This is a genomic window from Enterobacter sp. R-1.6.2 (assembly GCF_035064085.1).
Lineage (GTDB): Bacteria > Pseudomonadota > Gammaproteobacteria > Enterobacterales > Enterobacteriaceae > Enterobacter > Enterobacter asburiae_B.
Genome location: NZ_JASEYI010000007.1, coordinates 45,878 through 68,833, shown reverse-complemented (window position 1 = coordinate 68,833; position 22,956 = coordinate 45,878). Strand labels below are relative to the sequence as shown.

The 22,956-nt window shown below is 56.4% G+C and carries 22 protein-coding genes; 6 read left to right on the top strand and 16 right to left on the bottom strand.

Going from position 1 to position 22,956, the window contains the following annotated elements:
• Positions 1–27: 27 nt before the first annotated feature.
• The 7 genes from QMN93_RS09715 to pmbA all read right to left on the bottom strand — a co-directional run bounded on the left by QMN93_RS09715 (position 28) and on the right by pmbA (position 4,593).
• Positions 28–669, bottom strand: a complete 642-nt coding sequence (locus QMN93_RS09715) for a DUF4310 family protein (protein ID WP_023310183.1) — start codon at positions 667–669, stop codon at positions 28–30.
• 13 nt (positions 670–682) lie between these two features.
• Complete coding sequence (locus tag QMN93_RS09710; RefSeq protein ID WP_119917027.1) at positions 683–1,459, bottom strand: DUF4311 domain-containing protein; 777 nt, start codon at positions 1,457–1,459, stop codon at positions 683–685.
• 22 nt (positions 1,460–1,481) lie between these two features.
• Complete coding sequence (locus QMN93_RS09705) at positions 1,482–1,781, bottom strand: DUF4312 family protein (RefSeq protein ID WP_006810338.1); 300 nt, start codon at positions 1,779–1,781, stop codon at positions 1,482–1,484.
• Positions 1,782–1,783: 2 nt separating this feature from the next.
• Positions 1,784–2,146: an SFCGS family glycine-rich protein gene (locus QMN93_RS09700; RefSeq protein WP_094935143.1), complete on the bottom strand. Its 363-nt coding sequence runs from the start codon at positions 2,144–2,146 to the stop codon at positions 1,784–1,786.
• 10 nt (positions 2,147–2,156) lie between these two features.
• Positions 2,157–2,495 carry a glycine dehydrogenase gene (locus tag QMN93_RS09695; RefSeq protein WP_155739949.1) on the bottom strand — a complete coding sequence of 113 codons (339 nt, stop codon included), beginning with the start codon at positions 2,493–2,495 and terminating at the stop codon, positions 2,157–2,159.
• Positions 2,496–2,812: 317 nt separating this feature from the next.
• On the bottom strand, positions 2,813–3,199 hold the full coding sequence (gene cybC / locus QMN93_RS09690) for a cytochrome b562 (RefSeq protein WP_023334302.1): 387 nt from the start codon (positions 3,197–3,199) through the stop codon (positions 2,813–2,815).
• A gap of 41 nt (positions 3,200–3,240) precedes the next feature.
• Complete coding sequence (gene pmbA, locus QMN93_RS09685) at positions 3,241–4,593, bottom strand: metalloprotease PmbA (protein ID WP_023310180.1); 1,353 nt, start codon at positions 4,591–4,593, stop codon at positions 3,241–3,243.
• Between the two features lie 95 nt (positions 4,594–4,688).
• Here pmbA and yjgA point away from each other — a divergent pair, with 95 nt between their 5' ends.
• Positions 4,689–5,240 carry a ribosome biogenesis factor YjgA gene (yjgA, locus tag QMN93_RS09680; RefSeq protein WP_042713463.1) on the top strand — a complete coding sequence of 184 codons (552 nt, stop codon included), beginning with the start codon at positions 4,689–4,691 and terminating at the stop codon, positions 5,238–5,240.
• Between the two features lie 94 nt (positions 5,241–5,334).
• On the opposite strand, the gene mpl is transcribed toward yjgA, so the two are convergent.
• A complete protein-coding gene (gene mpl / locus QMN93_RS09675; RefSeq protein WP_029739256.1) occupies positions 5,335–6,714 on the bottom strand; it encodes a UDP-N-acetylmuramate:L-alanyl-gamma-D-glutamyl-meso-diaminopimelate ligase in 1,380 nt (459 codons plus the stop codon).
• Between the two features lie 197 nt (positions 6,715–6,911).
• Here mpl and fbp point away from each other — a divergent pair, with 197 nt between their 5' ends.
• Together fbp and QMN93_RS09665 are read left to right on the top strand one after the other, a co-directional pair.
• A complete protein-coding gene (fbp, locus tag QMN93_RS09670; RefSeq protein ID WP_023310178.1) occupies positions 6,912–7,910 on the top strand; it encodes a class 1 fructose-bisphosphatase in 999 nt (332 codons plus the stop codon).
• 150 nt (positions 7,911–8,060) lie between these two features.
• Positions 8,061–8,417: a LysR family transcriptional regulator gene (locus QMN93_RS09665; protein WP_193138797.1), complete on the top strand. Its 357-nt coding sequence runs from the start codon at positions 8,061–8,063 to the stop codon at positions 8,415–8,417.
• Here the strand turns inward: QMN93_RS09665 and QMN93_RS09660 are convergent.
• The 5 genes from QMN93_RS09660 to ytfQ all read right to left on the bottom strand — a co-directional run bounded on the left by QMN93_RS09660 (position 8,389) and on the right by ytfQ (position 14,670).
• The gene (locus tag QMN93_RS09660; RefSeq protein WP_193138796.1) at positions 8,389–9,960 is read right to left on the bottom strand and encodes a methyl-accepting chemotaxis protein; all 1,572 of its coding nucleotides are present in this window, start codon (positions 9,958–9,960) and stop codon (positions 8,389–8,391) included. The genes QMN93_RS09665 and QMN93_RS09660 overlap by 29 nt on opposite strands.
• A 93-nt stretch (positions 9,961–10,053) precedes the next feature.
• Positions 10,054–11,055 (bottom strand): galactofuranose ABC transporter, permease protein YjfF, encoded by a 1,002-nt coding sequence (gene yjfF / locus QMN93_RS09655; RefSeq protein ID WP_023293434.1) that lies wholly within the window; start codon positions 11,053–11,055, stop codon positions 10,054–10,056.
• A complete protein-coding gene (ytfT, locus tag QMN93_RS09650) occupies positions 11,042–12,067 on the bottom strand; it encodes a galactofuranose ABC transporter, ATP-binding protein YtfT (protein ID WP_193138795.1) in 1,026 nt (341 codons plus the stop codon). Before ytfT ends, yjfF begins: the two co-directional genes overlap by 14 nt.
• Positions 12,068–12,077: 10 nt before the next feature.
• Positions 12,078–13,580, bottom strand: coding sequence for a galactofuranose ABC transporter, ATP-binding protein YtfR (gene ytfR, locus QMN93_RS09645; RefSeq protein WP_094935140.1), 1,503 nt, complete (start codon positions 13,578–13,580; stop codon positions 12,078–12,080).
• 133 nt (positions 13,581–13,713) lie between these two features.
• A complete protein-coding gene (gene ytfQ, locus QMN93_RS09640) occupies positions 13,714–14,670 on the bottom strand; it encodes a galactofuranose ABC transporter substrate-binding protein YtfQ (protein WP_014882271.1) in 957 nt (318 codons plus the stop codon).
• Between the two features lie 309 nt (positions 14,671–14,979).
• Between ytfQ and ppa the strand changes: the two genes are divergently transcribed.
• The 3 genes from ppa (at position 14,980) to QMN93_RS09625 (ending at position 16,785) form a co-directional block, all read left to right on the top strand.
• Positions 14,980–15,510 carry an inorganic diphosphatase gene (gene ppa, locus QMN93_RS09635; RefSeq protein WP_010427397.1) on the top strand — a complete coding sequence of 177 codons (531 nt, stop codon included), beginning with the start codon at positions 14,980–14,982 and terminating at the stop codon, positions 15,508–15,510.
• A gap of 223 nt (positions 15,511–15,733) precedes the next feature.
• Positions 15,734–16,318 (top strand): hypothetical protein, encoded by a 585-nt coding sequence (locus QMN93_RS09630; RefSeq protein ID WP_032662463.1) that lies wholly within the window; start codon positions 15,734–15,736, stop codon positions 16,316–16,318.
• Positions 16,315–16,785, top strand: a complete 471-nt coding sequence (locus QMN93_RS09625) for a hypothetical protein (RefSeq protein WP_182382950.1) — start codon at positions 16,315–16,317, stop codon at positions 16,783–16,785. Before QMN93_RS09630 ends, QMN93_RS09625 begins: the two co-directional genes overlap by 4 nt.
• A 315-nt stretch (positions 16,786–17,100) precedes the next feature.
• Here the strand turns inward: QMN93_RS09625 and QMN93_RS09620 are convergent, their stop codons facing one another.
• From QMN93_RS09620 to tamA, 3 genes are read right to left on the bottom strand one after another with little or no spacing between them, the layout of a single operon-like run.
• Positions 17,101–17,445, bottom strand: a complete 345-nt coding sequence (locus QMN93_RS09620; protein ID WP_014830431.1) for a gamma-glutamylcyclotransferase — start codon at positions 17,443–17,445, stop codon at positions 17,101–17,103.
• Positions 17,446–17,447: 2 nt separating this feature from the next.
• Positions 17,448–21,224, bottom strand: coding sequence for an autotransporter assembly complex protein TamB (gene tamB, locus QMN93_RS09615; RefSeq protein ID WP_193138794.1), 3,777 nt, complete (start codon positions 21,222–21,224; stop codon positions 17,448–17,450).
• Complete coding sequence (gene tamA / locus QMN93_RS09610) at positions 21,221–22,954, bottom strand: autotransporter assembly complex protein TamA (protein WP_064673133.1); 1,734 nt, start codon at positions 22,952–22,954, stop codon at positions 21,221–21,223. The genes tamB and tamA overlap by 4 nt, the downstream gene beginning before the upstream one ends.
• Positions 22,955–22,956 lie beyond the last annotated feature (2 nt).

Here is a 22,956-nt window from a genome sequence, read left to right as displayed (position 1 = left end):
AGGCGGGCGCCTGAGCGCCCGCGGGTATTAAAGGGCGACCGGGAACAGCCAGCCCAACAGCATTGCGCCGAGGATCGCGCCACCGGTGATTGGCTTCTGCCAGATGTAGAACACCAGCGCACCCAGCAGGGAACCGACGCCGATAGGAATGGAGGCGGTCATGGCGCTGAGGATAATCAACGGCCCGAGGAAGCGGCCGGAGGCGTTACCCGCGCCCATCATCACGTCTGCACCGTAGGTGGAGTTGCTCTGGTTGATGGTGAACTTACGCGCCAGGATGATGACGTAGCCAATCGCCAGACCAATCACCAGGCCGGTAATCAGCGCGGCAATGAAGTTGGTCACCGGGAACATGATGCCCGCGCCCAGCAGCAGCGCCGGAACGCCGAGGCCCACGCCGGTCTGGATGGCGCCGCCGATGTCGAGAATACCCACCAGCGACCCTTCGATAATGCGGGCGAACAGGAAGCTCGCGCCGAACGCCGCCACCGCGCCGTAAACCCCGGTATCGATCCCCGCTTTCAGCATCGCCACGAAGGCCACTTCGTTAAACGCGCCGATGCCGTAGAGGTAGTACATGTGCGTCCCGGCGAAAACGCCGGAGGAGAGCAGGCCAACGAAGATCGGGAACGACCAGTCGGCATACCAAAAACCTTTATTCTGTTCCATTTAGAGGCTCCTGTTATTTACCGCTGAGCGAGTTGTGGATCATGTCGAGCCAGTTCGGCACGGTCAGATGGAAGGATTCGATCATCTTCATGTCGAAGCCGCGGAAGAAGCCGCTCAGCACGAAGAGCAGGACGATCGCCACCATCATCACTTTGGTGACGTGGTTCCAGCCGCTCTCTTCCACGCCTTTACCGATCAGGATCCCCAGCACCAGGCCCGGTACGGCGTTCCCCATAATCAGCTGCGCCGCGCCGCCAAAGATGGTGGCCCAGAAGCCCGATTTTTTACCCGCGTCGATAGCTGCCAGCCAGAAGATCACCGGCATCACGGTGTTCACCAGCAGGTTTGCCGCCGGTACCAGCACCTTCACGGCGGTGACCTGAAGCGCTGCCGGCACGGAGGAGGCAGTCAGGTTCAGGAAGGTGACGACGAGCATGCCAATCACGCCGCAGGCAATTGCCATTTTGCGCGGGTCGTGCAGCGTTTCGCCGACGTTACGGTTTTTGATCATCAGTGCAGCAGCACCCCAGTTCGGGATGATGCGGTGGTCAACGTCCTGTGTGAAGGCACCTGCGGCCACGGAAGAGGCCCAGGCGTTAAAGAAGAAACCTAACCCAAAGGAGAAGTGGGACGCCGGATCCCCTTCGCAGGAGTTCAGTTCCCCCAACGTACGAAACGCGCCCATACCCTGAGTGGTAGGCGCATGAAACATGCGTGCAGCCCCGGCTCCGACACCGACGCCAACCAGGCCGCCAATGATGAGCGATTTTATTAATATAATTAAGAACATCAGTCTGCCCTTTTATGAATAATCAGCGTTGCGTGACGAAATCCACCTGGTCAAGATTGATAGCGGTCACGTTGACGGTCACATCCAGCTCCACGCTGTAGGTGCGTCTTTCCCGGCGCAGAAAGAAGAACAGAAACGCTTCTTTTCGCACCGCTTCTTGCGCCTGAACGACCTGCACATCCTGTGGCTCAATACGCAGTAAGATATGCGGTGAGGCTTTCATCACCGCGGCCTGAACGTGGTTGAGCGCGTCGGCAAAGGCGCGCGCTTTGGCGTCGCCTTTGCCCTTCACTCTCACCGTGGTTGTGAACTGTTCTTTCATGCTTATGCGCCGTATTTCTTCTGCCACGCCTGCACCAGACGCTCGCCCAGCTCTTCTTTATCCATAAAGCCGAAGCCCAGCACGTTGCAGCCTTCGTTGATGGCGGTCACGCCCTCTTCCACCGAACGCATGCCGTATTTGGCCTTGTAGCCATATTTGGTTTGGGCAGTGATGGCACCCGCGCCGCCGCTGCCGCAGAAGGAGATGCCGAAGGTGGCGCTTTCCGCTTTCATCACGTCGCCGAGCTTCATGTCCGCCGCCATGCCCGGTACAACCACCGCGCGTCCACCTGCTTTTTCCACACCGGCAGCCACTTTCTGACCTTTACCCAGGCGATCGCCAATCACGACTGTAATCTGTTCCATGTGTTGCTCCTTAAAGGTTGTCTTTCGCGACTTCAAAGTGAACGGAGAGCAGCCAGGCTTCTTCATCAGGAAGATTGCCAAACTGCGCGACCACTTCACGGGCGAGCCGCATTGAATCCGGTGAAATTTCGTCAAACAGCTCTGCTTCAACCTCCGGCAGCGGCTCGCCGGTCACGGACCGGTGCGCCATTGCGCGCACGTGGGAGGTGAGCATCTGCTCCTGTACCGCATTGGGGATGATGTTGTTTCGACCCAGCAGGGCATAAACCTGCTGCAGCATGGTGTTCGCGAGCTGTTCTGTTTGCTCTGCCTGTTCCCCAACGTCGTTCATTACCGCTCCGTTAATCACTGGTCTTACCCCGTTAATGGCTCTGGAATAAAACTAACGTTGGGGGGGAATTGTTTGTAGCGAGTTGTTTTCCACTTCGAAGTGGAAAGGCGAGCCGCAGCAGTGATCTGTGCCACATAAATGCGGTGAATCTGAATTAATCCCGGTATTTGCGTGATGAATATCACGTATTCCAGCGGCAAAACGCGCGCCGGGGAAACGAAACGTTCAGGCGTGGTGACGCAAAAATGTGATGGCGATAGGGTTTACTTATTACCGCGTCAAAAAAAAACGGGAGCCACTGGCCCCCGCTGTTTGTTTGTCAGATGCGCGATCGGTTAACGGTATTTCTGGTGATACGTGTTACGGGTCGTCACAAACTGCTCGGCCGCCGCCTGGGCTTCCTTCACTTTGCCTTCGTTAGCCAGCTTCAGCGCGCCGTCGATCTGGCCGACCAGCACGTCAAAGCCGTGGCGGTAGTCTTTCATCTCTGCGCTGTCTGCCGCTTTGCTTTCCAGCTTCGGAGGCGTCGCTTTTTGTGCGTCGAGCGCCGCTTCACGCATTTTGGTCAGCGCGTCTTTCATTTCAGCCGCATTGTCGGTTTTCTGCACCACCTTCAGATTTTGACCGAGGATGCCCATGTCGTCTTCAAGATCGGCAGCAAACGCAGAAGAGCCAAGAACCAGCGTTGAAGCCGCGACGATCGCTAACAGATGTTTACGCATTGCTCACTTCCTTTTTTATTATTAAAACGCCTTTACGGGTATTACTGACCGGCGATTTTCATTTCCGGCAGAAGTACAGAACCACACTGTATATTGCTACGTGTTTCAATATCGTTACCGACCGTAACGATATTGCGCCACATGTCCTTCAAATTTCCAGCGATGGTAATTTCGCTCACCGGATACTGGATTTCGCCGTTTTCCACCCAGAAGCCCGCCGCGCCGCGCGAGTAGTCTCCGGTAATGCCGCTTACGCCCTGGCCCATCAGCTCGGTGACCACCAGACCGGTGCCCATCTCTTTCAGCATCTGCTCAAAGTTCAGGCCCTGTCCGGCAATGCGCCAGTTGTGGATGCCGCCAGCGTGTCCGGTGCTTTTCAGCCCCAGCTTGCGCGCGGAGTAGTTGGTCAGCAGCCACTGGGTCAGAATGCCGTCTTTGATGATATCGCGACGTTCAGTGCGCACGCCTTCGCTGTCGAACGGCGTGGAGGCCAGCCCTTTTAGCAGGTGCGGATGTTCTTCAATGGTGAGCCATTCCGGCAGGATCTGCTTGCCCAGCGAGTCGAGCAGGAAGGTCGACTTACGGTAAACCGAGCCGCCCGCGATAGCGCCCACCAGATGGCCAAACAGACCGGTCGCCACTTCGTTGGCAAAAATAACCGGGGCCTTCATGGTGGAGAGTTTGCGCGGCGACAGGCGTGACAGCGTGCGTTCGGCACACTCTTTACCCACCCACTCAGGAGACTGCAAATCCCCCAGCGCGCGGCCAATGGTATAGGCGTAGTCACGCTCCATGTCACCGTTCTCTTCGGCGATCACGCAGCTGGAGAGCGAATGACGGGTAGAGCAGTAGCCCTGCAGCATGCCGTGGCTGTTGCCGAAGACTTTGATGCCGTAATGGCTGTTGAAGCTGCCGCCTTCGGTATTGGTGATGCGCTTATCGGCCTGCAGGGAAGCCTGCTCGGCGCGCGCGGCGAGTTCGATCGCTTCGTCCGGGGTTACTTCCGCCGGGTGGAAAAGATCGAGATCCGGCGCGTCAAACGCCAGCAGGTCTTTATCCGCCACGCCTGCGTAAGGATCCGGAGAGGTATAACGGGCGATATCCAGCGCCGCCTGCACCGTACGGGCAATGGCATCCGGGCTGAGATCGGTAGATGACGCGCTGCCTTTGCGATTCTGGTGATACACCGTGATCCCAAGCGCGCCATCGCTGTTGAATTCTACGTTCTCCACTTCACCATAGCGGGTACTCACGCTGATGCCGGTGGTTTTGCTGACCGCCACTTCGGCGCCATCTGATTTTTCTGAAGCAAGCATCAGCGCGGTGGAGACGGCTTCTTCAAGAATCTTACGCTGCGCTTCAACTTGTGAGGTTACTTTCATCGCAAATGCCATACTGTAAGAGAGAGTTATCTGAAGTCTAACAGAGAACCGTTTTTCAGTGCGCGTCTTAACTGGTAACATTAGCCTCTTTTTTTAAGGAGCCTGACATGACTAAGCAGCCCGAAGACTGGCTCGACGACGTTCCCGGTGATGACATCGAAGACGAAGATGATGAGATCATCTGGGTCAGTAAAAGTGAAATTAAACGTGACGCCGAAGAGTTAAAACAGCTTGGCGCAGAAATGGTAGAACTGGGTAAAAACGCGCTGGACAAGATCCCGCTCGACCAGGATCTGCGTGATGCCATTGAACTGGCACAGAAAATCAAAAAAGAAGGCCGTCGTCGCCAGCTTCAGCTTATCGGGAAAATGCTGCGTCAGCGCGACGTCGATCCGATCCGCCAGGCGCTGGACAAGCTGAAAAACCGCCACAACCAGCAGGTTGCGTTTTTCCACAAGCTTGAGCAGATCCGCGATCGCCTGATTGAACAGGGTGATGATGCCGTACCGGAAGTGCTGAACCTGTGGCCGGATGCCGACCGCCAGCAGCTGCGTTCCTTGATCCGCAACGCGAAGAAAGAGAAAGAAGGGAATAAGCCGCCGAAATCTGCGCGCCTGATTTTCCAGTATCTGCGCGAGCTGTCTGAGAACGACGAGTAATCTCTTCCCCTCACCCCGGCCCTCTCCCCGGAGGGGCGAGGGAGAAAACACGGGAAAGTAGGCCCGGTAAGCGCAAGCGCCACCGGGCTTTTTTTTACTCTGCGGCTGCCGCTTCCGCTTTCTTCGCCAGACCGTCCAGCAGCTTCTGATGGATCCCACCAAAACCGCCGTTGCTCATCACCAGAATGTGGTCGCCAGGCTGTGCGGCTTTCACCACCATATCCGCGAGCGCATCCACGTCCGCACTCCAGTGCGCAGGCTGAATGCAGGCGTCGGCCACTTCGGCCACCTGCCACGGAATATGCTGCGGCTGCAGCAGGAAGACCTCGTCGGCACGCCCTAACGACGGCGCGAGGTCATCTTTGCAGATGCCCATCTTCATGGTGTTCGAGCGCGGTTCCAGCACCGCGAGGATGCGGGCTGTCCCGCCGACCTTGCCGCGCAGGGCGGCAAGCGTTGCCAGAATGGCCGTTGGGTGGTGCGCGAAATCGTCATACACGGTAACGCCGTGGGCTTCACCGCGCAGTTCCAGACGGCGACGGGCATTGATAAACGAGCCCAGCGCATTGGCCGCATCCGCAGGCAGAACGCCAACGTGACGCGCCGCAGCAATAGCCATCAGGCCGTTGTGCATGTTGTGCTCACCCACCAGGCCCCACTTCACCTCACCCACTTTTTCACCGTCGAGCAGCACTTCCCACTCGGAGGCATCGGCGTTGAGTTTCTTCGCCTGCCAGTGGCCCTGCTCGCCCACCAGCTCCTGCTCGCTCCAGCAGCCCATCGCCATCGTCTGCTTCAGGTTGATGTCGTTTTCCGGCAGGATGATGCGCCCCTGGCCCGGAACAATGCGCACCAGGTGGTGGAACTGTTTCTGGATCGCTTTCAGGTCGTCAAAAATATCCGCGTGGTCGAACTCAAGGTTGTTGAGGATCAGCGTGCGCGGGCAGTAATGCACGAACTTGGAGCGTTTGTCGAAGAACGCGCAGTCGTATTCGTCGGCTTCGATCACGAAGAACGGGCTGTCACCCAGACGCGCAGAAACGTCGAAATTACCCGGTACGCCGCCAATCACGAAGCCCGGCTTGTAGCCGCAGGCTTCGAGGATCCAGGTCGCCATGCCCGCGGTCGTGGTTTTGCCATGAGTACCGGCAACGGCAACCACCCAGCGGTCGCGCAGGACGAAGTCATGCAGCCACTGCGGGCCGGACATGAACGGAATATTGCGTTCCAGAACCGCCTCGACGCACGGATTGCCGCGGGTCATGGCGTTGCCGATGATCACCAGGTCCGGCTCGGGATCCAGCTGGCTGGCATCGTAGCCCTGAATTAACGAGATGCCCTGTTTCTCCAGAAGTGTGCTCATTGGCGGATACACATTGGCGTCCGAACCTGTCACTTCATGGCCCAGCGAGCGCGCCAGCATTGCCAGTCCGCCCATGAAAGTGCCACAAATCCCCAATATATGAATGCGCATACGTCACTATCCTTCTTCAATGTGGCGCACATTTTACTCACATGTTAGCGGCTGTGAAACGCATTTCAGGTAAATCCGTATGTTGCTGGCGCGATTCACCTCTGCGCTAATATTTGAATGTTTGTTAAGATTGTTGGGCTTTAGTCGTTTTAGTGAACATACAATCGCTCTACTCACAAAGATGCAGGGAAAGTGTTATGAAAACGTTAGGTGAATTTATTGTCGAAAAGCAGCACGAGTTCTCTCATGCTACCGGTGAACTCACTGCTTTGCTGTCGGCAATAAAGCTGGGCGCTAAGATCATCCACCGCGATATCAACAAGGCCGGTCTGGTCGATATCCTGGGTGCCAGCGGTGCCGAGAACGTTCAGGGCGAGGTTCAACAGAAGCTCGATCTGTTCGCAAATGAAAAATTGAAAGCTGCACTGCGCGCGCGCGACATCGTTGCGGGTATCGCCTCTGAAGAAGAAGATGAAATTGTTGTTTTCGAAGGGTGTGAACACGCTAAATACGTTGTTCTGATGGATCCGCTCGACGGCTCCTCAAACATCGACGTTAACGTTTCTGTCGGTACCATTTTCTCCATCTACCGCCGCGTCACGCCTGTTGGCACGCCGGTGACCGAAGAAGATTTCCTGCAGCCGGGCATTAACCAGGTTGCTGCCGGTTACGTCGTTTATGGCTCCTCCACCATGCTGGTGTACACCACCGGCTGCGGAGTTCACGCCTTTACGTACGATCCTTCACTGGGCGTTTTCTGCCTGAGCCAGGAACGCATGCGCTTCCCGGAGAAGGGCAACACCTACTCCATCAACGAAGGCAACTACATCCGCTTCCCGAACGGCGTGAAGAAGTACATTAAATTCTGCCAGGAAGAAGATAAAGCGACCCAGCGCCCGTACACGTCCCGCTATATTGGCTCTCTGGTCGCGGATTTCCACCGTAACCTGCTGAAAGGCGGTATCTACCTCTACCCAAGCACCGCCAGCCACCCGGACGGGAAGCTACGCCTGCTGTACGAGTGCAACCCGATGGCGTTCCTCGCCGAACAGGCGGGCGGCAAGGCGAGCGACGGTAAAGAGCGTATTCTGGATATCGTGCCGGAAAGCCTTCACCAGCGCCGTTCATTCTTCGTCGGCAACAACCACATGGTTGAAGACGTTGAACGTTTTATCCGTGAGTATCCGGACGCGTAATGCCTCTCTACAGGGGAGCCGTTCTGGCTCCCCTGGTCATTTATATATTTTACCGTATAAGTGTTTATAAAAAACATGCTTTAATATTCACCACTGCTCCTGCATTATTTCCATAACAGTTTGACAGATATTTCGTGGAGCAGAATCGCAATGAACAATTATTCCCGTGCTAATACCGGCATTGATTTAAATCTTATCCCTGTATTTATTGAAATCGTCCGCTGCGGCAGCATGGCTAAAGCCTCTTTGCGTCTGGAGATGTCACGTCCGGCGGTGAGTCTGGCCCTAAAGCGTTTTAATCAACTCTTTGATGAACCGTTATTTTTCCGCAAAGGTTTATATCTTGAACCGACGGAAAAAGCGTTAGCTTTAACCAGTTCGCTGGAAATATTAATGGGTGAAATTCACGATAATATTGCGGCAGTTAATTCCGGAAAAAATAAAACCCCGGCACAGAACGTACCGGGGCTGGATAATATTATGCAGCGGTCTGAGTCGTCACTTTGAATGATGACATGGCTTCCATCAGCTGACGCGACTGCTCTTCAAGAGAGCGGGTCGCGGCGGAGGATTGCTGCACCAGCGCGGCATTCTGCTGCGCGGTTTCGTCCATCTGATTCACCGCAATATTCACCTGCTCAATGCCGCGGCTCTGCTCCTGAGACGCGGTCGCAATCTCACGCATCAGTTTGGTCATGCGCAGCACTTCTGTTGCGATTTCGTCCATCGTTTCGCCGGCCTGCTGGGCCAGCTCGCTGCCCTCGTTAACGTGGGTCTGCGAATCACTGATAAGCGATCGGATTTCTTTCGCCGCGTCGGCGCTGCGGCTGGCGAGGTTTCGCACTTCGCCCGCGACGACGGCAAACCCGCGCCCCTGCTCGCCCGCGCGCGCCGCTTCCACGGAGGCGTTAAGCGCCAGGATATTGGTCTGGAAGGCAATACCGTCGATCACGCTCAGGATGTCGGCGATGCGCGCCGAGCTGCCCGAGATATCGCGCATTTTTTCAATCACGTAGCAGACCATTTCGCTGCCGTGATCGGCCGTGTCGGACACCGACTTCGCCAGCTGGTGCGCCTGCTCGGCGTTATCGGCGTTGAGCTTCACCGTCGCGGTGATCTGTTCCATGCTGGCCGCCGTCTGCTCCAGCGACGTGGCGGTAGATTCCGTACGCTCGGCAAGATCGCGGTTTCCCAGCGTCAGCTCGCGGCTACCGGTGTCAATTTGCGAGCTGGCATCGCGAACCCGCATAACCGAGTTCATCAGCGACTGCCGCATCTCCTCTATCACCGCATTGAGGCGGTTAAACTCCTGGCTCGCGGGGGCATTCAGCGTATGGGTTAAATCCCCCGCCGCCACGTTCTCCAGCTGAGCGATCGATGCAGAGAGCGGCTTGAGCAGCATATGGCGCAGCACCAGCCACGCGAGCACGATAATGCCCGCCGTCAGCAGCGCTGCGACGATAATCAGGATCAGTACGCGGGTTTTACTCGCCTGCACGGCGCTCACTTCCGCCTGACCACGCGCTTCGCTCCATTTCTGAAACGCCTGCATATCGTTATCAAACTGCTTCGCCACCGGAATCAGCGTCTTCTCCAGCAGATCGTAATACCCGTCCGCGCTCTGGTCATTCAGGGTTTTCAGCATCGGGTTGATCCCCTGCTGGCTATACGTCGCCAGGCTGGCCGCCACTTTATTGAGCAGCTGTTGCCCCTGCTCGTCAGCCACGCCGCCGTCGATCACGCCTTTCAGCGTTTTCTGGGCCAGGGCAACTTCCTGATTGATGTTTTTTACCGCTTTGGCCGCATCGTCCAGCATGCCGATTTCCATCATGCGGACGGCCTGACCCGCCTCATTGCGCGCGCGCAGGATCAGCGTGTAGCCTGAATTAAGCTGCACCATCTGCTCACCCTGAAGGTGATTAATACGCTGCAGTGAAGAAGAACTCTGTGTGAGGGCATAAATGCCAATGCCGCTGACAATCAGCAGCAGAAGGGTCATAACGGCCAGTAAAGAGAGCAAGCCGGTACGAATCGATAGCGTTTTAAGCATGATATTATTTCCGGTAGCGAGATATTTCTGGGCATAAAAAAAGAGTATCGGCCGCTACCGGAAAATGTTTAGACTTTAAGCAAATTCAGCGTGTTATCGCTCTGTTACCGATGTGTTTACGCGGGTAACAGGTGAGCTTTGGCGGTTCTCCCAGAGCACCGTAAGACCGCGCTGCAGGGCAATAAAGATAAACAGCAGAATGCCGATGGCGATCTTCGTCCACCAGGAGCTGAGCGTGCCGTCAAAGTTGATATAGGTTTGTATCAGCCCCTGGATCGCCACGCCGAACAGCGTCCCCAGCACCGTACCGACCCCACCGCTCAGCAGCGTGCCGCCGATGACCACCGAAGCAATCGCATCCAGCTCAACGCCCACGCCTGCAAGGGCATAGCCCGCCTGGGTATACACCGAGAAGACGATACCCGCCAGCGTCGCCAGGCCGGTCGAGAGCATATAGATGCGGATGGTGGTACTGCGGGTGGAGATCCCCATCAGGTTTGCCGACGTGGCGTTACCGCCGATGGCGTAAACCTGGTTGCCAAACCGGGTACGGTGGGCGAGGAAGATGCCAATCACCACCACGCCCAGCATCAGCAGCCCCATCGCGCTCAGGCGGCCGCCGCCGGGAATTTTCCACGCCAGGCTGGAGAGCGTGTCGTACACCGGATGGTTAATCGGAATCGACTCTTCCGACACCAGGTAGCTCACCCCGCGCAGGAAGAACATCCCGGCGAGAGTAATGATAAACGCCGGGATTTTTAACGCGTCGATCAGCAGCCCCATAAAGGCACCAAACGCGCAGCCCATCGCCAGCACCAGCGGAAACGCCACCAGCGGAGAGATGCCCCAGAAGCCGATCGCCTTCGCGAGGAACACGCCCGTAAACGCGATCACCGACCCGACGGAGAGATCGATCCCGCCGGAGAGGATCACAAAGGTCATCCCGACGGCGATGATGCCTAAAAAGGCGTTATCGGTCAGGATATTGCAAATCACGCGGGTCGAGGCAAAACCGGGGAATTGGGTGAGGCAGTAGAGATACCCCAACACAAACACGCCCAGCGTGATCATCAACGGTAAATTACGTTTTATCATGGCCACGGATCCCCTTAATGATGCTGACAAAGCGCGGCGACTGGACGATCAGCACGCAAAGCACGACCACCGCTTTCACCACCTGGTTGAGTTCCGGCTGAAACCCCGAAAGCAGGATCCCGGTGTTCATTCCCTGAATGATCAGCGCGCCAATCACCGAGAGCAGCAGGTTAAAGCGCCCGCCCATCAGCGATCCACCGCCGATCACCACCGCGAGGATCGCGTCCAGCTCCAGCCAGAGCCCCGCGTTGTTGGCATCGGCCCCGCGAATATCCGCCGCGACGATGACCCCGGCGATGGCGGCGCAGACGCCGCTCAGCACGTAGGTCAGCATCACCATCAGACGGGTGTTGACCCCGGCGTTGCGCGCGGCGCGGATGTTGATCCCGACGGCCTCAATGAACATGCCCAGCGCCGTTTTGCGGGTGAAAAGCCAGAAGACAACGAGCGTGACCAGGGCAACGATCACCGGCGTCGGGAAGAACAGAAGGTTGCCGCTCCCGATCCACGCCAGGCTCAGCGAGTTAAAGGTGACAATCTGCCCGGAGGTAATCAGCTGCGCCACGCCGCGCCCGGCCACCATTAAGATAAGGGTGGCGACAAAGGGCTGAATTTTCAGCACCGCCACCAGAATGCCGTTCCATAATCCGGCCAGCACGCCGGTGCCTAAGGCCGCCAGCAGTACCACCGGCAGGCTGTGTCCGGACACGGTCATGGAGGCGGCCGTGGCCCCGGCGATAGCCATCACCGCGCCGACGGAGAGGTCAATCCCGCCGGTGGCGATGACCAGCGTCATCCCGATGGCCAGCAGCGCCACGGGCGCGGCACGGTTTAGAATGTCTATCGGGCTGCCAAACAGGCGGCCATCCTGCACGATAATCTGGAAGAAATGCGGCGCGACCAGGCTATCAACCAGCAGCACCACCAGCAGCGCTGCGATTTGCGGCGTACCGATTGGCCAGCTGAAGCGGCGCTTTGTCTCACCGGTTTGCGAAAGCGAACGGGGCATCACGATTTACTCCTTATGCCGCGATGGCATTCATGATCGCCGGAACGGACAGCTTATCCAGCGGGATCTCTGCCACCTGTTTGCGATCGCGCATGATGATGACGCGATCGGCATAGCCCACCAGCTCCTCCAGCTCGGACGAAATAACCAGCAGCGCCAGACCGTCCGCGCACAGGGTTTCGATAAGCCGGATAATTTCGGCGTGCGCCCCCACGTCAATGCCGCGGGTCGGTTCGTCGAGGATCAGGAACTGGGGTTTGGTCAGCAGCCAGCGGGAGAGGAGAACCTTCTGCTGGTTACCGCCGGAGAGGAACTCAATAGGCTGTTCCGCGCTCGGGGTACGAATACCCAGCTGACGGATAAAGCGCTCGGCGATGGCGTTTTGCTCTTTACGGGGGATCGGGCGCAGCCAGCCGCGCTGGGCCTGCAGCGCCAGAATGATATTTTCCCGCACCGAGGCCGCGGCAATAATGCCGTCCGTTTTCCGATCTTCCGGGCAGAAGCCGACGCCCAGACAGGAGGCCTGATGCGGGGATCGCAGGGTTTGCGGTTTGCCCTTGATCAGCGCGCTGCCGCTGTCGGCCGGCTTGATTCCGAATATCACCTCGGCGGTTTCAGTCCGGCCGGAGCCCAGCAGGCCCGCCAGCCCGACAATTTCGCCCGGGCGGACTTCCAGATTAAACGGCGATATCACGCCTTTCTTGCCGTAATCGCTGAACGCGGCGACCGGTTTCTCGCTCAGCAGCGTGCGCCCGGCGCGCTGAAGAGCGTTGGTTTCCAGCTCGCGGCCCAGCATCATTTTCACCAGTTCGATCTGCGGCAGCTCGCGGGTTTCGCGGCAGCCGACAAAGCTGCCGTTGCGCAGCACCGTGATGCGATCGCTTACCTCATATACCTGATCGAGGAAGTGGGTAACGAAGATCAGGCTGACGCCCTGATCGCGCAGCTGACGCATCAGGGTAAAGAGCATCTCAACTTCCTGGGTATCGAGGCTGGCGGTGGGTTCGTCGAGGATCAGCACCTTTGCCGAGAGATCGATCGCGCGACAGATGGCGACAATCTGCTGCATCGCCACGGAAAAGCGGTTCAGCGGCTCGCGGACGTCAAGGGAGAAGCCGTACGACTCCATCAGCTTTGTCGCCCGCGCCTCCATCTCTTTGCGGCGCAGCAGGCCAAAACGTCGCGGCTCACGGCCAATAAACAGATTATCCGCCACCGACATATTCGGCAGCAGGTTTACTTCCTGGTACACCGTCCCGATCCCCAGCAGCTGGGCATGGGCGGTATTTTTCGGCGAAATGGCGTTGCCTTCCAGCCAGATGGTGCCGCGATCGGCGTGATAAACGCCGGTCAGGGATTTAATCAGCGTCGATTTTCCCGCGCCGTTCTCGCCCAGCAGCGCCATAATCTCACCGCGCCGCAGGCTGAAATCAACGTTATCCAGCGCCTTTACGCCGGGGAAGAATTTGCTTAAGCCCTCTGTGCGGAGGATTTCCTGGTGTTGTTCAGTGGTCATGGTTTTCCCCCTCACCCTGACCCTCTCCCCGGAGGGGAGAGGGGATTGATCGTGCCAATTGTTAATATCCAGCTCCGCCCTGCCTTTCTCCCTCTCCCCTCCGGGGAGAGGGCTGGGGTGAGGGGCGCGGGTCTTAGTAGCCCATATTTTTCTTCTTCTCTAACTCTTCTTTCGCCGTGTCAGGCAGGTAGAGCGTGGACTTGGTGACCGTCACCTTCTCAGGCATCGTGCCGTCTTTCTTGAATTTCTCCAGCGCGTCGAATGCCGGGCCCGCCATGTTTGGCGTCAGCTCCACGCTGGCGTTGGCTTCGCCGTCGATCATCGCTTTGTAGATGTCCGGCACGCCGTCGATAGAGCCGGTGAGGATATCTTTGCCCGGCTTCAGGCCCGCTTCTTTAATCGCCTGAATCGCACCGATCACCATGTCATCGTTGTGGGCGTAAACCATGCAGATGTTCTTGCCGTTGTTTTCAGCCTTGATGAAGCTCTCCATGACCTCTTTACCTTTACTGCGCGTAAAGTCGCCGGACTGAGAACGGATAATCTTGATGTTTGGCGCTTTAGCGATGGCCTCAGCAAAGCCTTTTTTACGATCGATGGCCACGCTCGCGCCGACGGTGCCCTGCAGCTCAACGACGTTACACGGCTTGCCGTCGACCTGTTTCACCAGCCAGTCGCCAATCAATTGCCCTTCAAGCACGTTGTTGGCGGTCACGGTGGTCATATAGAGGGATTTGTCTTTGACGTCGATGGAACGGTCGAGCAGGAAGACCGGGATCTCAGCGTCTTTCGCTTCCTTCAGGACGGGTTCCCAGCCGGTCGCCACGACGGGTGCAATAAAGATGGCATCCACGCCCTGGGCGATAAAGGAGCGCACGGCTTTGATCTGATTCTCTTGTTTTTGCTGACCATCGGCGATTTTCAGGGTAATGCCGCGTTTCTGAGCCTCGCTTTTCGCAACGTTGGTTTCTGCCGCTCGCCAGCCAGATTCAGAGCCGACCTGCGAAAAACCTACGGTTAAGGGAGCGGCCATCGCCATAGACGACATGGCTGCCGAAACTGCTGTGACAAGAAGTAAGCGCTTCCACATATGAGCGTCCTCGTAGGGGTGTTTATTGTTGGTTAAAAGATGTTCTGCGAAATGACTATAGCCCATGAAATATGTAACGAATTGCGTTACATCACACTTCAGAAAAGTGAATAAAACGTTAATCACAAGTTTGTAATCGCTTTCATTTCGCCATGAAAAATGCGGCTGAGTTTATGGATTTTTCTGTCATGGAATCGGTCTGAAAAGTGGAGAAAGCGGGGAGAGAAAGCGAAAACAGGCGGAGACATTCAGCGCGAGTTGGCTATAATACCTGCCACTTGTTTACCATCCATTTTAAAGGACACCGACATGAGCTTACTCAACGTCCCAGCGGGTAAAGAACTGCCAGAAGACATCTACGTAGTTATCGAAATCCCGGCTAACGCAGATCCGATCAAATACGAAGTGGACAAAGAGAGCGGCGCCCTGTTCGTAGACCGTTTCATGTCTACCGCGATGTTCTATCCGTGCAACTACGGTTACATCAACCACACCCTGTCTCTGGACGGTGACCCGGTTGACGTGCTGGTCCCAACGCCATACCCACTGGAGCCAGGCTCCGTCATTCGCTGCCGTCCAGTTGGCGTGCTGAAAATGACCGACGAATCCGGTGAAGATGCGAAGCTGGTTGCGGTACCGCACACCAAGCTGAGCAAAGAATACGATCACATCAAAGATGTGAACGACCTGCCAGAGCTGCTGAAAGCGCAGATCACTCACTTCTTCGAGCACTACAAAGACCTCGAAAAAGGCAAATGGGTTAAAGTTGACGGCTGGGACAACGCAGAAGCGGCGAAAGCAGAAATCATCGCCTCCTTCGAACGCGCTGCTAAGAAGTAATTCTTACTGCTGTTAATGAAGGCCCCGCGAGTCGGGGCTTTTTTATTTCCCTGGTTGAGAGTAGTACAAACTTAACTTTTAAGAATAATCCCATTCCTTTTGTTTTGGATATTAAAAACAAAAAAAGACTCCCTATCATTTATAGTGGGAGTGGTTGAATAGCCTGGCTGTTCACAACATACTGTCATGATGATCATTAATCCCCATTCATTACAGGATTCATATGTCATCCATTAACATTGATGTTGCCCGCCCAACTGGAATTTATTTTATCATTGAACGGTTGTATTCCCGCGATGGTTATATGCCTTCTATTGGGGAAATCAGCCCCTCTTTGACACAGGTGCACCGTACTGTCATTCAGCTAAAACGCAAGCAGGATATGTTTATGGATGGTGTTAAGGTTACCCCTAAAGATATTACCCTTTGGCAACAGATAAAATATATTACGGGTTCAAAAGTAACGACCAAGGATACAGATGCGTTAGTGTATACGACCGATTTTATCGGCTCCCTTGTTGCCACCACGCCTTTAGGTAATATTGAGCATGAAAATATTCCTCGCTTCCTCACGACAGAGTCTATCCACTCCCTTCCACAGGCGGTGAGTTATGGGCGTGATCCCATCCCACAAGTCCTTCTTTATGGTCGTAAGGATATAGTCTTCTTTATGGATAATGGTGGTAAGGGTACACCAACCGCTATTGCAAAATATAACCACAATACTCGTGACCTTGCCATAATCAAAGATCAGCTAGAAGCCAGTAAAACGATGAAGGAGCTGCTATCTAAGGGAGCAAAATTATGAGTAAGAAAAGCCATGTCATGAGCCTATTCGTCCTTATTATTGCCTCCTTTGTCTTTGGCAGAAGTACTTATGTTGAATATCTGTCATGGTACTATGGAAGCGATCATTTAATATTCAGTCAAATAAATAGCGCATTACTATCTGGTTTACTTAACGGACTTTACTTCGCGCTATCATCAAGCATTATTTATGCGTTACTCACTCTATTAAAAACAATTCCCAGAAATATCTTTTTTTCTTGTCTTCTGCAATTCTTTATTAACATAGGGCTATATACGCTTTTTGTTGCAGTAGATAGAGGTTATAGTAAATTGCATACTTTAGGCTCGGGTGCTACCGATATCACCCAAAGCTATTTTTTAGGGGCGTTGCTGATGAGCACACTCCTGACCGTCGCGATCGTGAGCGTTATACATGCTAAGTTTCTTTCTTCAAAGCATAAAGATGGGCTACATAAAGGCGTTTGACTGTTACGGTAAAGACAGTAAATGGCAGTATCTCTGCATCATGACATTCCAGCTTGCCTGGTTTTTGTTTTACTTATGGATCCCTTATCGAAGCGATTATGTGATTCTGCTGTTTTTACTGTTTTTCCTGCCCGTCATTTCAAGCAATACGCGGTGCATAAACTACTATGGCCGTTCACGCGCCTTGTGTTTTTTATGGCTTATTGCCCCGTACATCATGCTGTTCGTTCCTCTGTTTTTAACCCGACGCCGGGATACAGAAGAGAGTTGAAGGAATAAAAAAAACAACGCCACCTCACGGTGGCGTTGTTTTTTTCAGTACTGGTCTCTGTCTAACCAGTTACCGCTTACAATCCGCGTTAACCCTTCGACCGGACGCTGGTAGACGTACATCCACGCACTTCCGTACGGCGTCTGGATCAACTGGCGTGCGTATTCACCGCCCCTGGTGCGCAAGGCATCAAGTTCGGCAAGCGTCGCGTTATCAATACGATAGACTTCACCCTGTACTGTTCCTTCGCCCGGAACCGCGCCTGGATAGTGGCCCAGGCTGTACAACTGGTAGTTCTCGATATTGTAATTCCCCAGCAGCAGGGCATTGGTCATCCAGTGACTGTTGCCTTGCTTGGTTCGTAAACTGCCGTAGACAAATATTCGCATTGCTAAAACTCAAACTGATAGAGCAGATCAAGTGCCTGGTCTACGCCGGACACTGCTTCCAGATATAGCTTGGGCATCAGGCGATAGCGTAACGTGAGAGTTGCCAGTGAGTCAAAGATCCCCACACCATATTTTACCTGCAGACCCGGCAGTACATAGCCGCTGACCACCACCTGCGAGGAGTCGCCCACGCCCTGGGTGTCCAGCGCCAGATTGCTTACGCCGAACGTCTCGCCGATTTTACCCACAACCTGCCCACTTTGTGCAACCCCCAGACCCACTAACATCGAGGTCATCGCCGCGCTGTCGCTTTGTCCGCTGTCCAGACCTTGTCCACGCAGCAGATAAGAGAGAGCTTCCTGCTGCGACATCGCCGGGTCAGAGAAGATCTCCGCCTTCGGTTCGTCAGCAGAACCGGTGACGCGAACGCCAGCAATGACGTCGTTTTCCGTCGCTTCCGGGTTACGAATCGCTTCGATGTTCAGCAGGGGCTGATCCGGTGGACCGGAGAACAGCAGCTCGCCTTTGCGCACAATCAGATCCTGACCATAGGCGTGGAAACGCCCTTCAGGAATAGTGATCTGCCCGTTCAGGCCAAGCCCTTGTTTATCCTGCGCGACTTTCAGGTCGCCCGTGAGCCTCGCCTTCAGCCCAAACGCATTCAACCGCACGTTATTTCCCACGTGCACGATGAGGTTACTATTGATCGGTATGCCCGCGCTCTTCTGTTCGACAGGTTTCAGATTTTCATTGAGCATCACTTCATCACTTGAGACGCCGACCGCGCTTTCCGGCACGTCGTGAACCACGATGCGCGCCCACGGCACGTCGACGCGCCCGTCAAGCGTAAAGAGGCTTGGCGTGGCTTCAAAGACCACATCAGGCGAAACGTCCAGGCGCACCATTGGCGGTACGGTGATGCGTACCCGGCTGCCCTTCGCGGCAATTCGGGCGCGCCAGTTGTCGAGCTGGCTCCAGTCCGCGTCGCCGCTCAGGTTGATTTGCCCTTGCTGCGTCAATACCGAGCCGCTCAGCGTCGAGCTCATACCGTTGAAGTTCATCGCGATCTGGCTGGGCTGCATGTCAAACGGCATGAAGTTACCGTCGATATCCACGCCGCTGAGCCGCATCTGACCGAACAGCTGCGGGCTTTGCACGTTACCGGCCAGGCGCAGGTTAGCGTTCAGCATGCCCTCCGCTTTTTCCCCGCGCGCGAAAATCGGGTTCACCATCGCCAGGTTGAAGTTACGGATGTTGACGTTGCCGCCCAGATTACGCCGACCCTGCGGATCGGTAATCTGGACCTGCCCGTCCAGCTGACCGTTGTTGGTCAGGCGGATCGTCCACCCCAGCTGCGCGCGATTGTTATGCAGATCGGCACTCAGGTTCAGGGTGTCGAACGCCACCGGCAGCGGCGCGTCGTTGACCTCCTGCGTCACCTTCACGTTACGCCCGGACAGCGTGACGCTGCCCTGCGGCAGTCCCTCTTTGGTGGTGTCCCAGGCCACATCGGCTTTCCCGCTGAAGACGCCGCTGGCCTGGGTCGTATCCGGCATAAACGGCTTCAGCATCGCCAGATCGAAGCGGTTGAGATTGATCTGCGCGCGCCCTTCCGCACCCGCATCGATGGTCTGCGGCACGCACAGCTCCGCATTCGGGTTGGTCCAGCAGTGTGGCCCAATGCTGATCTTCTGCTCGGCGTTGCGGTAGTCGAGGGCAATGGATCGCGAGAGCGCCAGCGGCCCGACCGGCGTATTGAAGCGCGTGTTATCCAGCGTCCCTTTCCAGCGTTCTTCTTTGCGGTCGAAGCTGCCGGTAAGGTGAAGCTGGCCGGAGACCGGCTCGCCCTGCACGCGCAGCTGGAGGTCGTGCTGTTTCTCGTTCCCTTTGGCGTCCAGGGTGACCAGGTTAATGTTCACGTCCGGCTGAGAAATGCGCTCCACGCGCAGGTTCAGGCTACCGCCGATCTGATCGGTGGATTTCACATCCCCTTCCACGCGGACGCGGGCAACGCTCAGCTCCTGCCAGCGCAGGTTATTGGCGGTAATGTCCGCCAGCAGCTGCGGCGCCTCCACCGTACCGCGCACTTTCACGAGACCTTTCGCCGTGCCGCCCAGACCCGGCAGGGCGTTATCCAGATTCGGCGCGTCGATGGTGGCGTCCAGATTGAGATCCTTCACCCCCAGCTCGCCTTTGATATCCGCCGTGTTGCGGCCCAGCGCCACGTGCAGCCCCGGGATAACCCACTGCAGATAGCTGTTGCCTTTCACCGAGCCTTCAACGTTAACCTTGTTCTGCTTCACGTTCCCGGTGAGCTTGATTTCCGGCACGTCCATCTGCCACGTACCGCCGTACAGGCTGCCGCGGGTTTTAATCAGGCCATCCAGCTTCGACGGCCAGTCCGGCACCTCTTTGGCGGTGTTAATACCCGTCAGCTTCAGCTCGCCGCGCCAGCTGATCGCCTGCTGCCAGTCGAGCAGCGCGGTCAGCTCGGTTTTGCCTTCCAGCGCCGCGACGGTCAGCTTGTCGAGGTTGACCTGCTGTTCGTTGCCCTTCGCATCCAGCGTGATATTCGCAGGCGGCACGCCCTGCCCCTTCACCGCGGTGCGGAACGAGAGCGTGTAGTCGGTCATCTTGCCGCTCAGCTTCAGCTTCAGATCATCGGCCTGGAACTGCTTTTCGCCGGTGAACGGCCAGTAAAGCTGCTTGCTGACAACCTCCAGATTGAGCGGCAGCCCGGCTTCCGCCAGCTGCGTTTGCGCGCGCAGGACCATGTCCACCGGGCCGGAGAGATTCACCCCGACATCCAGCTTATCGCGCAGCGCCCCGCCCACTTTGACCTTCACCTTTTCGCCTTTCAGCGGATCGATGTTGAGGGCACTGTTAAGCGTGATGTCCACCGGCCAGTTATCGCGCAGCAGGGCATTCCCTGACGCATTCACCGAGCCCTGGTTGGTGTCGATATCCAGCGCGTCGAGCTTCATGTTGCCGTCAATGCTGCTGACTTTCAGCAGCATGGTGTAGACCGTCAGATCGGTATCGCCGGTCAGGCGCAGCTGCTCGCCTTTGAACTCCTCGATATTAAGGTTCAGCGGCAGATGAACGTCGGTCATTTCCGGCAGGACAGGCTTCGAGAAGAGATCTTTCAGCGTTTCGCCCAGCGGCTTTTCTTCCGGCTGCGGGTTCTGGATCTTCGGCTCGACGATCTCTTCCTGCGCCACGTCGGCCACCTTCGGCAACGCGATCAGCAAGCCCTGCAGGGACGTCGGCGTCAGGGTCAGGTTTTTCTCCTGCCAGCGCAGGCCGGAGGTGAAATCCATCACGGACACGGTAGTGTCGTCGATTTTGATATTGACGTTATCGAGCGCGACCCGATAGAGCGCGATCGGGTACGGCGTGGAGAGATTCAGCGGGCCGCTGTCCTCTTCCTCGACCGGCGCAGACTTCGGCATTTTTTTCGAATCTATCGCCACGTTGACGTCTTTAAGCGACAGATCGTTGACGCAGAGCTTGCTGTCGCGCAGGCAGCCCAGCTTCACCGCCAGGTGGAACTCCCCGGCGTTCACCGCCACGCCCGGCTGCTCGTAGCGGATATTCTTCAGACGCAGATCGCGCCAGCCGCCCGTTACCTGGCCAATCTCCAGCCCAGGCACCCAGCGGTTCGCGGCGTTAAACAGCAGATGCAGCCCGGTCGTCGTTCCCACCAGAAACGCCACCGTACCGAGCAGCAGCACGATAAAAATCAGCACCCCGAGGCTTTTTTTCTTCCATAAACTCATAATTCAGGCCCCAGACCGATGTAAAACTGTAATCCGTGCTCTTCTTTGTCGCCGACAGGCACGGCGAAGTCGAGCTTGATGGGCCCGACGGGTGACTGCCAGCGTACGCCCACGCCCGCGCCGGTTTTGAAGTCGCTGCGGCGGATATCGTTCACCGCCTCACCGCCGTCAACAAACATGGCGCCCCACCACTTTCCGCTGACGTTGTACTGATACTCCAGCGATCCGGTCGCCAGTTTTGATGCACCGGTAAGTTGGCCTTTCTCGTTCTCAGGTGAGATCGATTTGTACTTATACCCACGAATGCTGCGGTCGCCCCCGGCGAAGAAGCGCAGATCCGGCGGAACGCGCTCGAAGTCTCCCGTTTCAATCCAGCCGAGATTGCCGCGCATCACAAAGCGGTGTTTGTCGTACAGCGTGCGGATCCAGACGTTTTGCGCCTGAATCACCGAGAAATCCACGTCGGAGCCCCAGGCGGAGTTGGAATAATCGATGGAGTAGCGCTGTGAGTCGCCCCAGCTCGGCATCAGGCCGCCGCGCGAGCGGGTACGGCTGATCATCACGCCCGGATAAAGCAGCATGGTGGTATTGGTGACGTTGGCCTGGGTAAAGTGGTCCAGGCTCCAGCGCAGGTTAATGGCGCGCTGCCAGCCGCTGGAGAGATCCCAGAAGCGGGAGACCGCAAGCGTTGTTGAGTCCTGCTTGGTGTCGTTCAAGTCGGTGCGCTTAAAACCGCCCTGCACAAGGTAATATTGCTCAAGCGGATTTTTCAGCAGCGGCATTTTGTAGCTGAAATCCAGCTGCTGCTCGGGCGCAGAGAGGCTCAGGCTGGTGGTCAGGCTGTGACCGTACGAGTTCATCCACGGTTTTTTCCACGAGGTTCTCACGCGTGGTCCAACATCCGTCGAGTAGCCAACACCGGTCTCAATGGTGTTCTCGGTGCGCGGCGAGACAACGCCATGCAGCGGCAACACCTTCGTTTTGCGAGACTTATCAAATTCCGGCGCGACAACCACGGAGTTAAACCAGCCGGTAGCGGAAAGACGACGGTTCAGTTCCGCCAGGTCCCTCGACTGGTAGTAATCCCCTTTTTTGAACGGCACGAGGTTTTGCAGATACTCTTCACGAATTTGCGAACCTTCAAACGTCACATCGCCAAAACGGTAGCGTTCTCCGCTGTCGTAGTCGATATCCCAGAAGGCCTGACGCCGATCCAGCGCAATCCCCAGCTGGCTTTTATTGAACTGGCTGTCGAAGTAGCCCTTACGCAGGGAAACGTTCGTCAGCTCTTTTTTGAAATGATCGTAGTCACCGTGGTTAAGCACGGTACCGATTTTCGGCCGCGTGCTGAGCAGGTCCAGGTAATCCCGGTCGGTACGCGCCCCGCCGCGCAGGATAACGTTCGTGCCGCCAATCAATACCGGCTCACCCGGCGAAACGCGGGCAATAAGGACCTGACGCCCCTTCTTTGGCGGCGGGCGAAGATCGAAATCAATGGTGGGTTCGTAATACCCCAGCGCTTTCAGCCCTTCACGGATGGCGTCATCCACGCGCGCGCGAAAACGCCGGTCCGGCGTCACCTCATCACTCTGGATGGTCGACAACTGCGCACGCACGTTTTTTTCCAGCGCCCCGGATAACCCCTCAACCTGCAAACGGACATTCGCCGCGCTGGCAATCCCGCTTGTCAGCAATACACTGACTAAACATAACTGGCGGATTTTTGTCACGT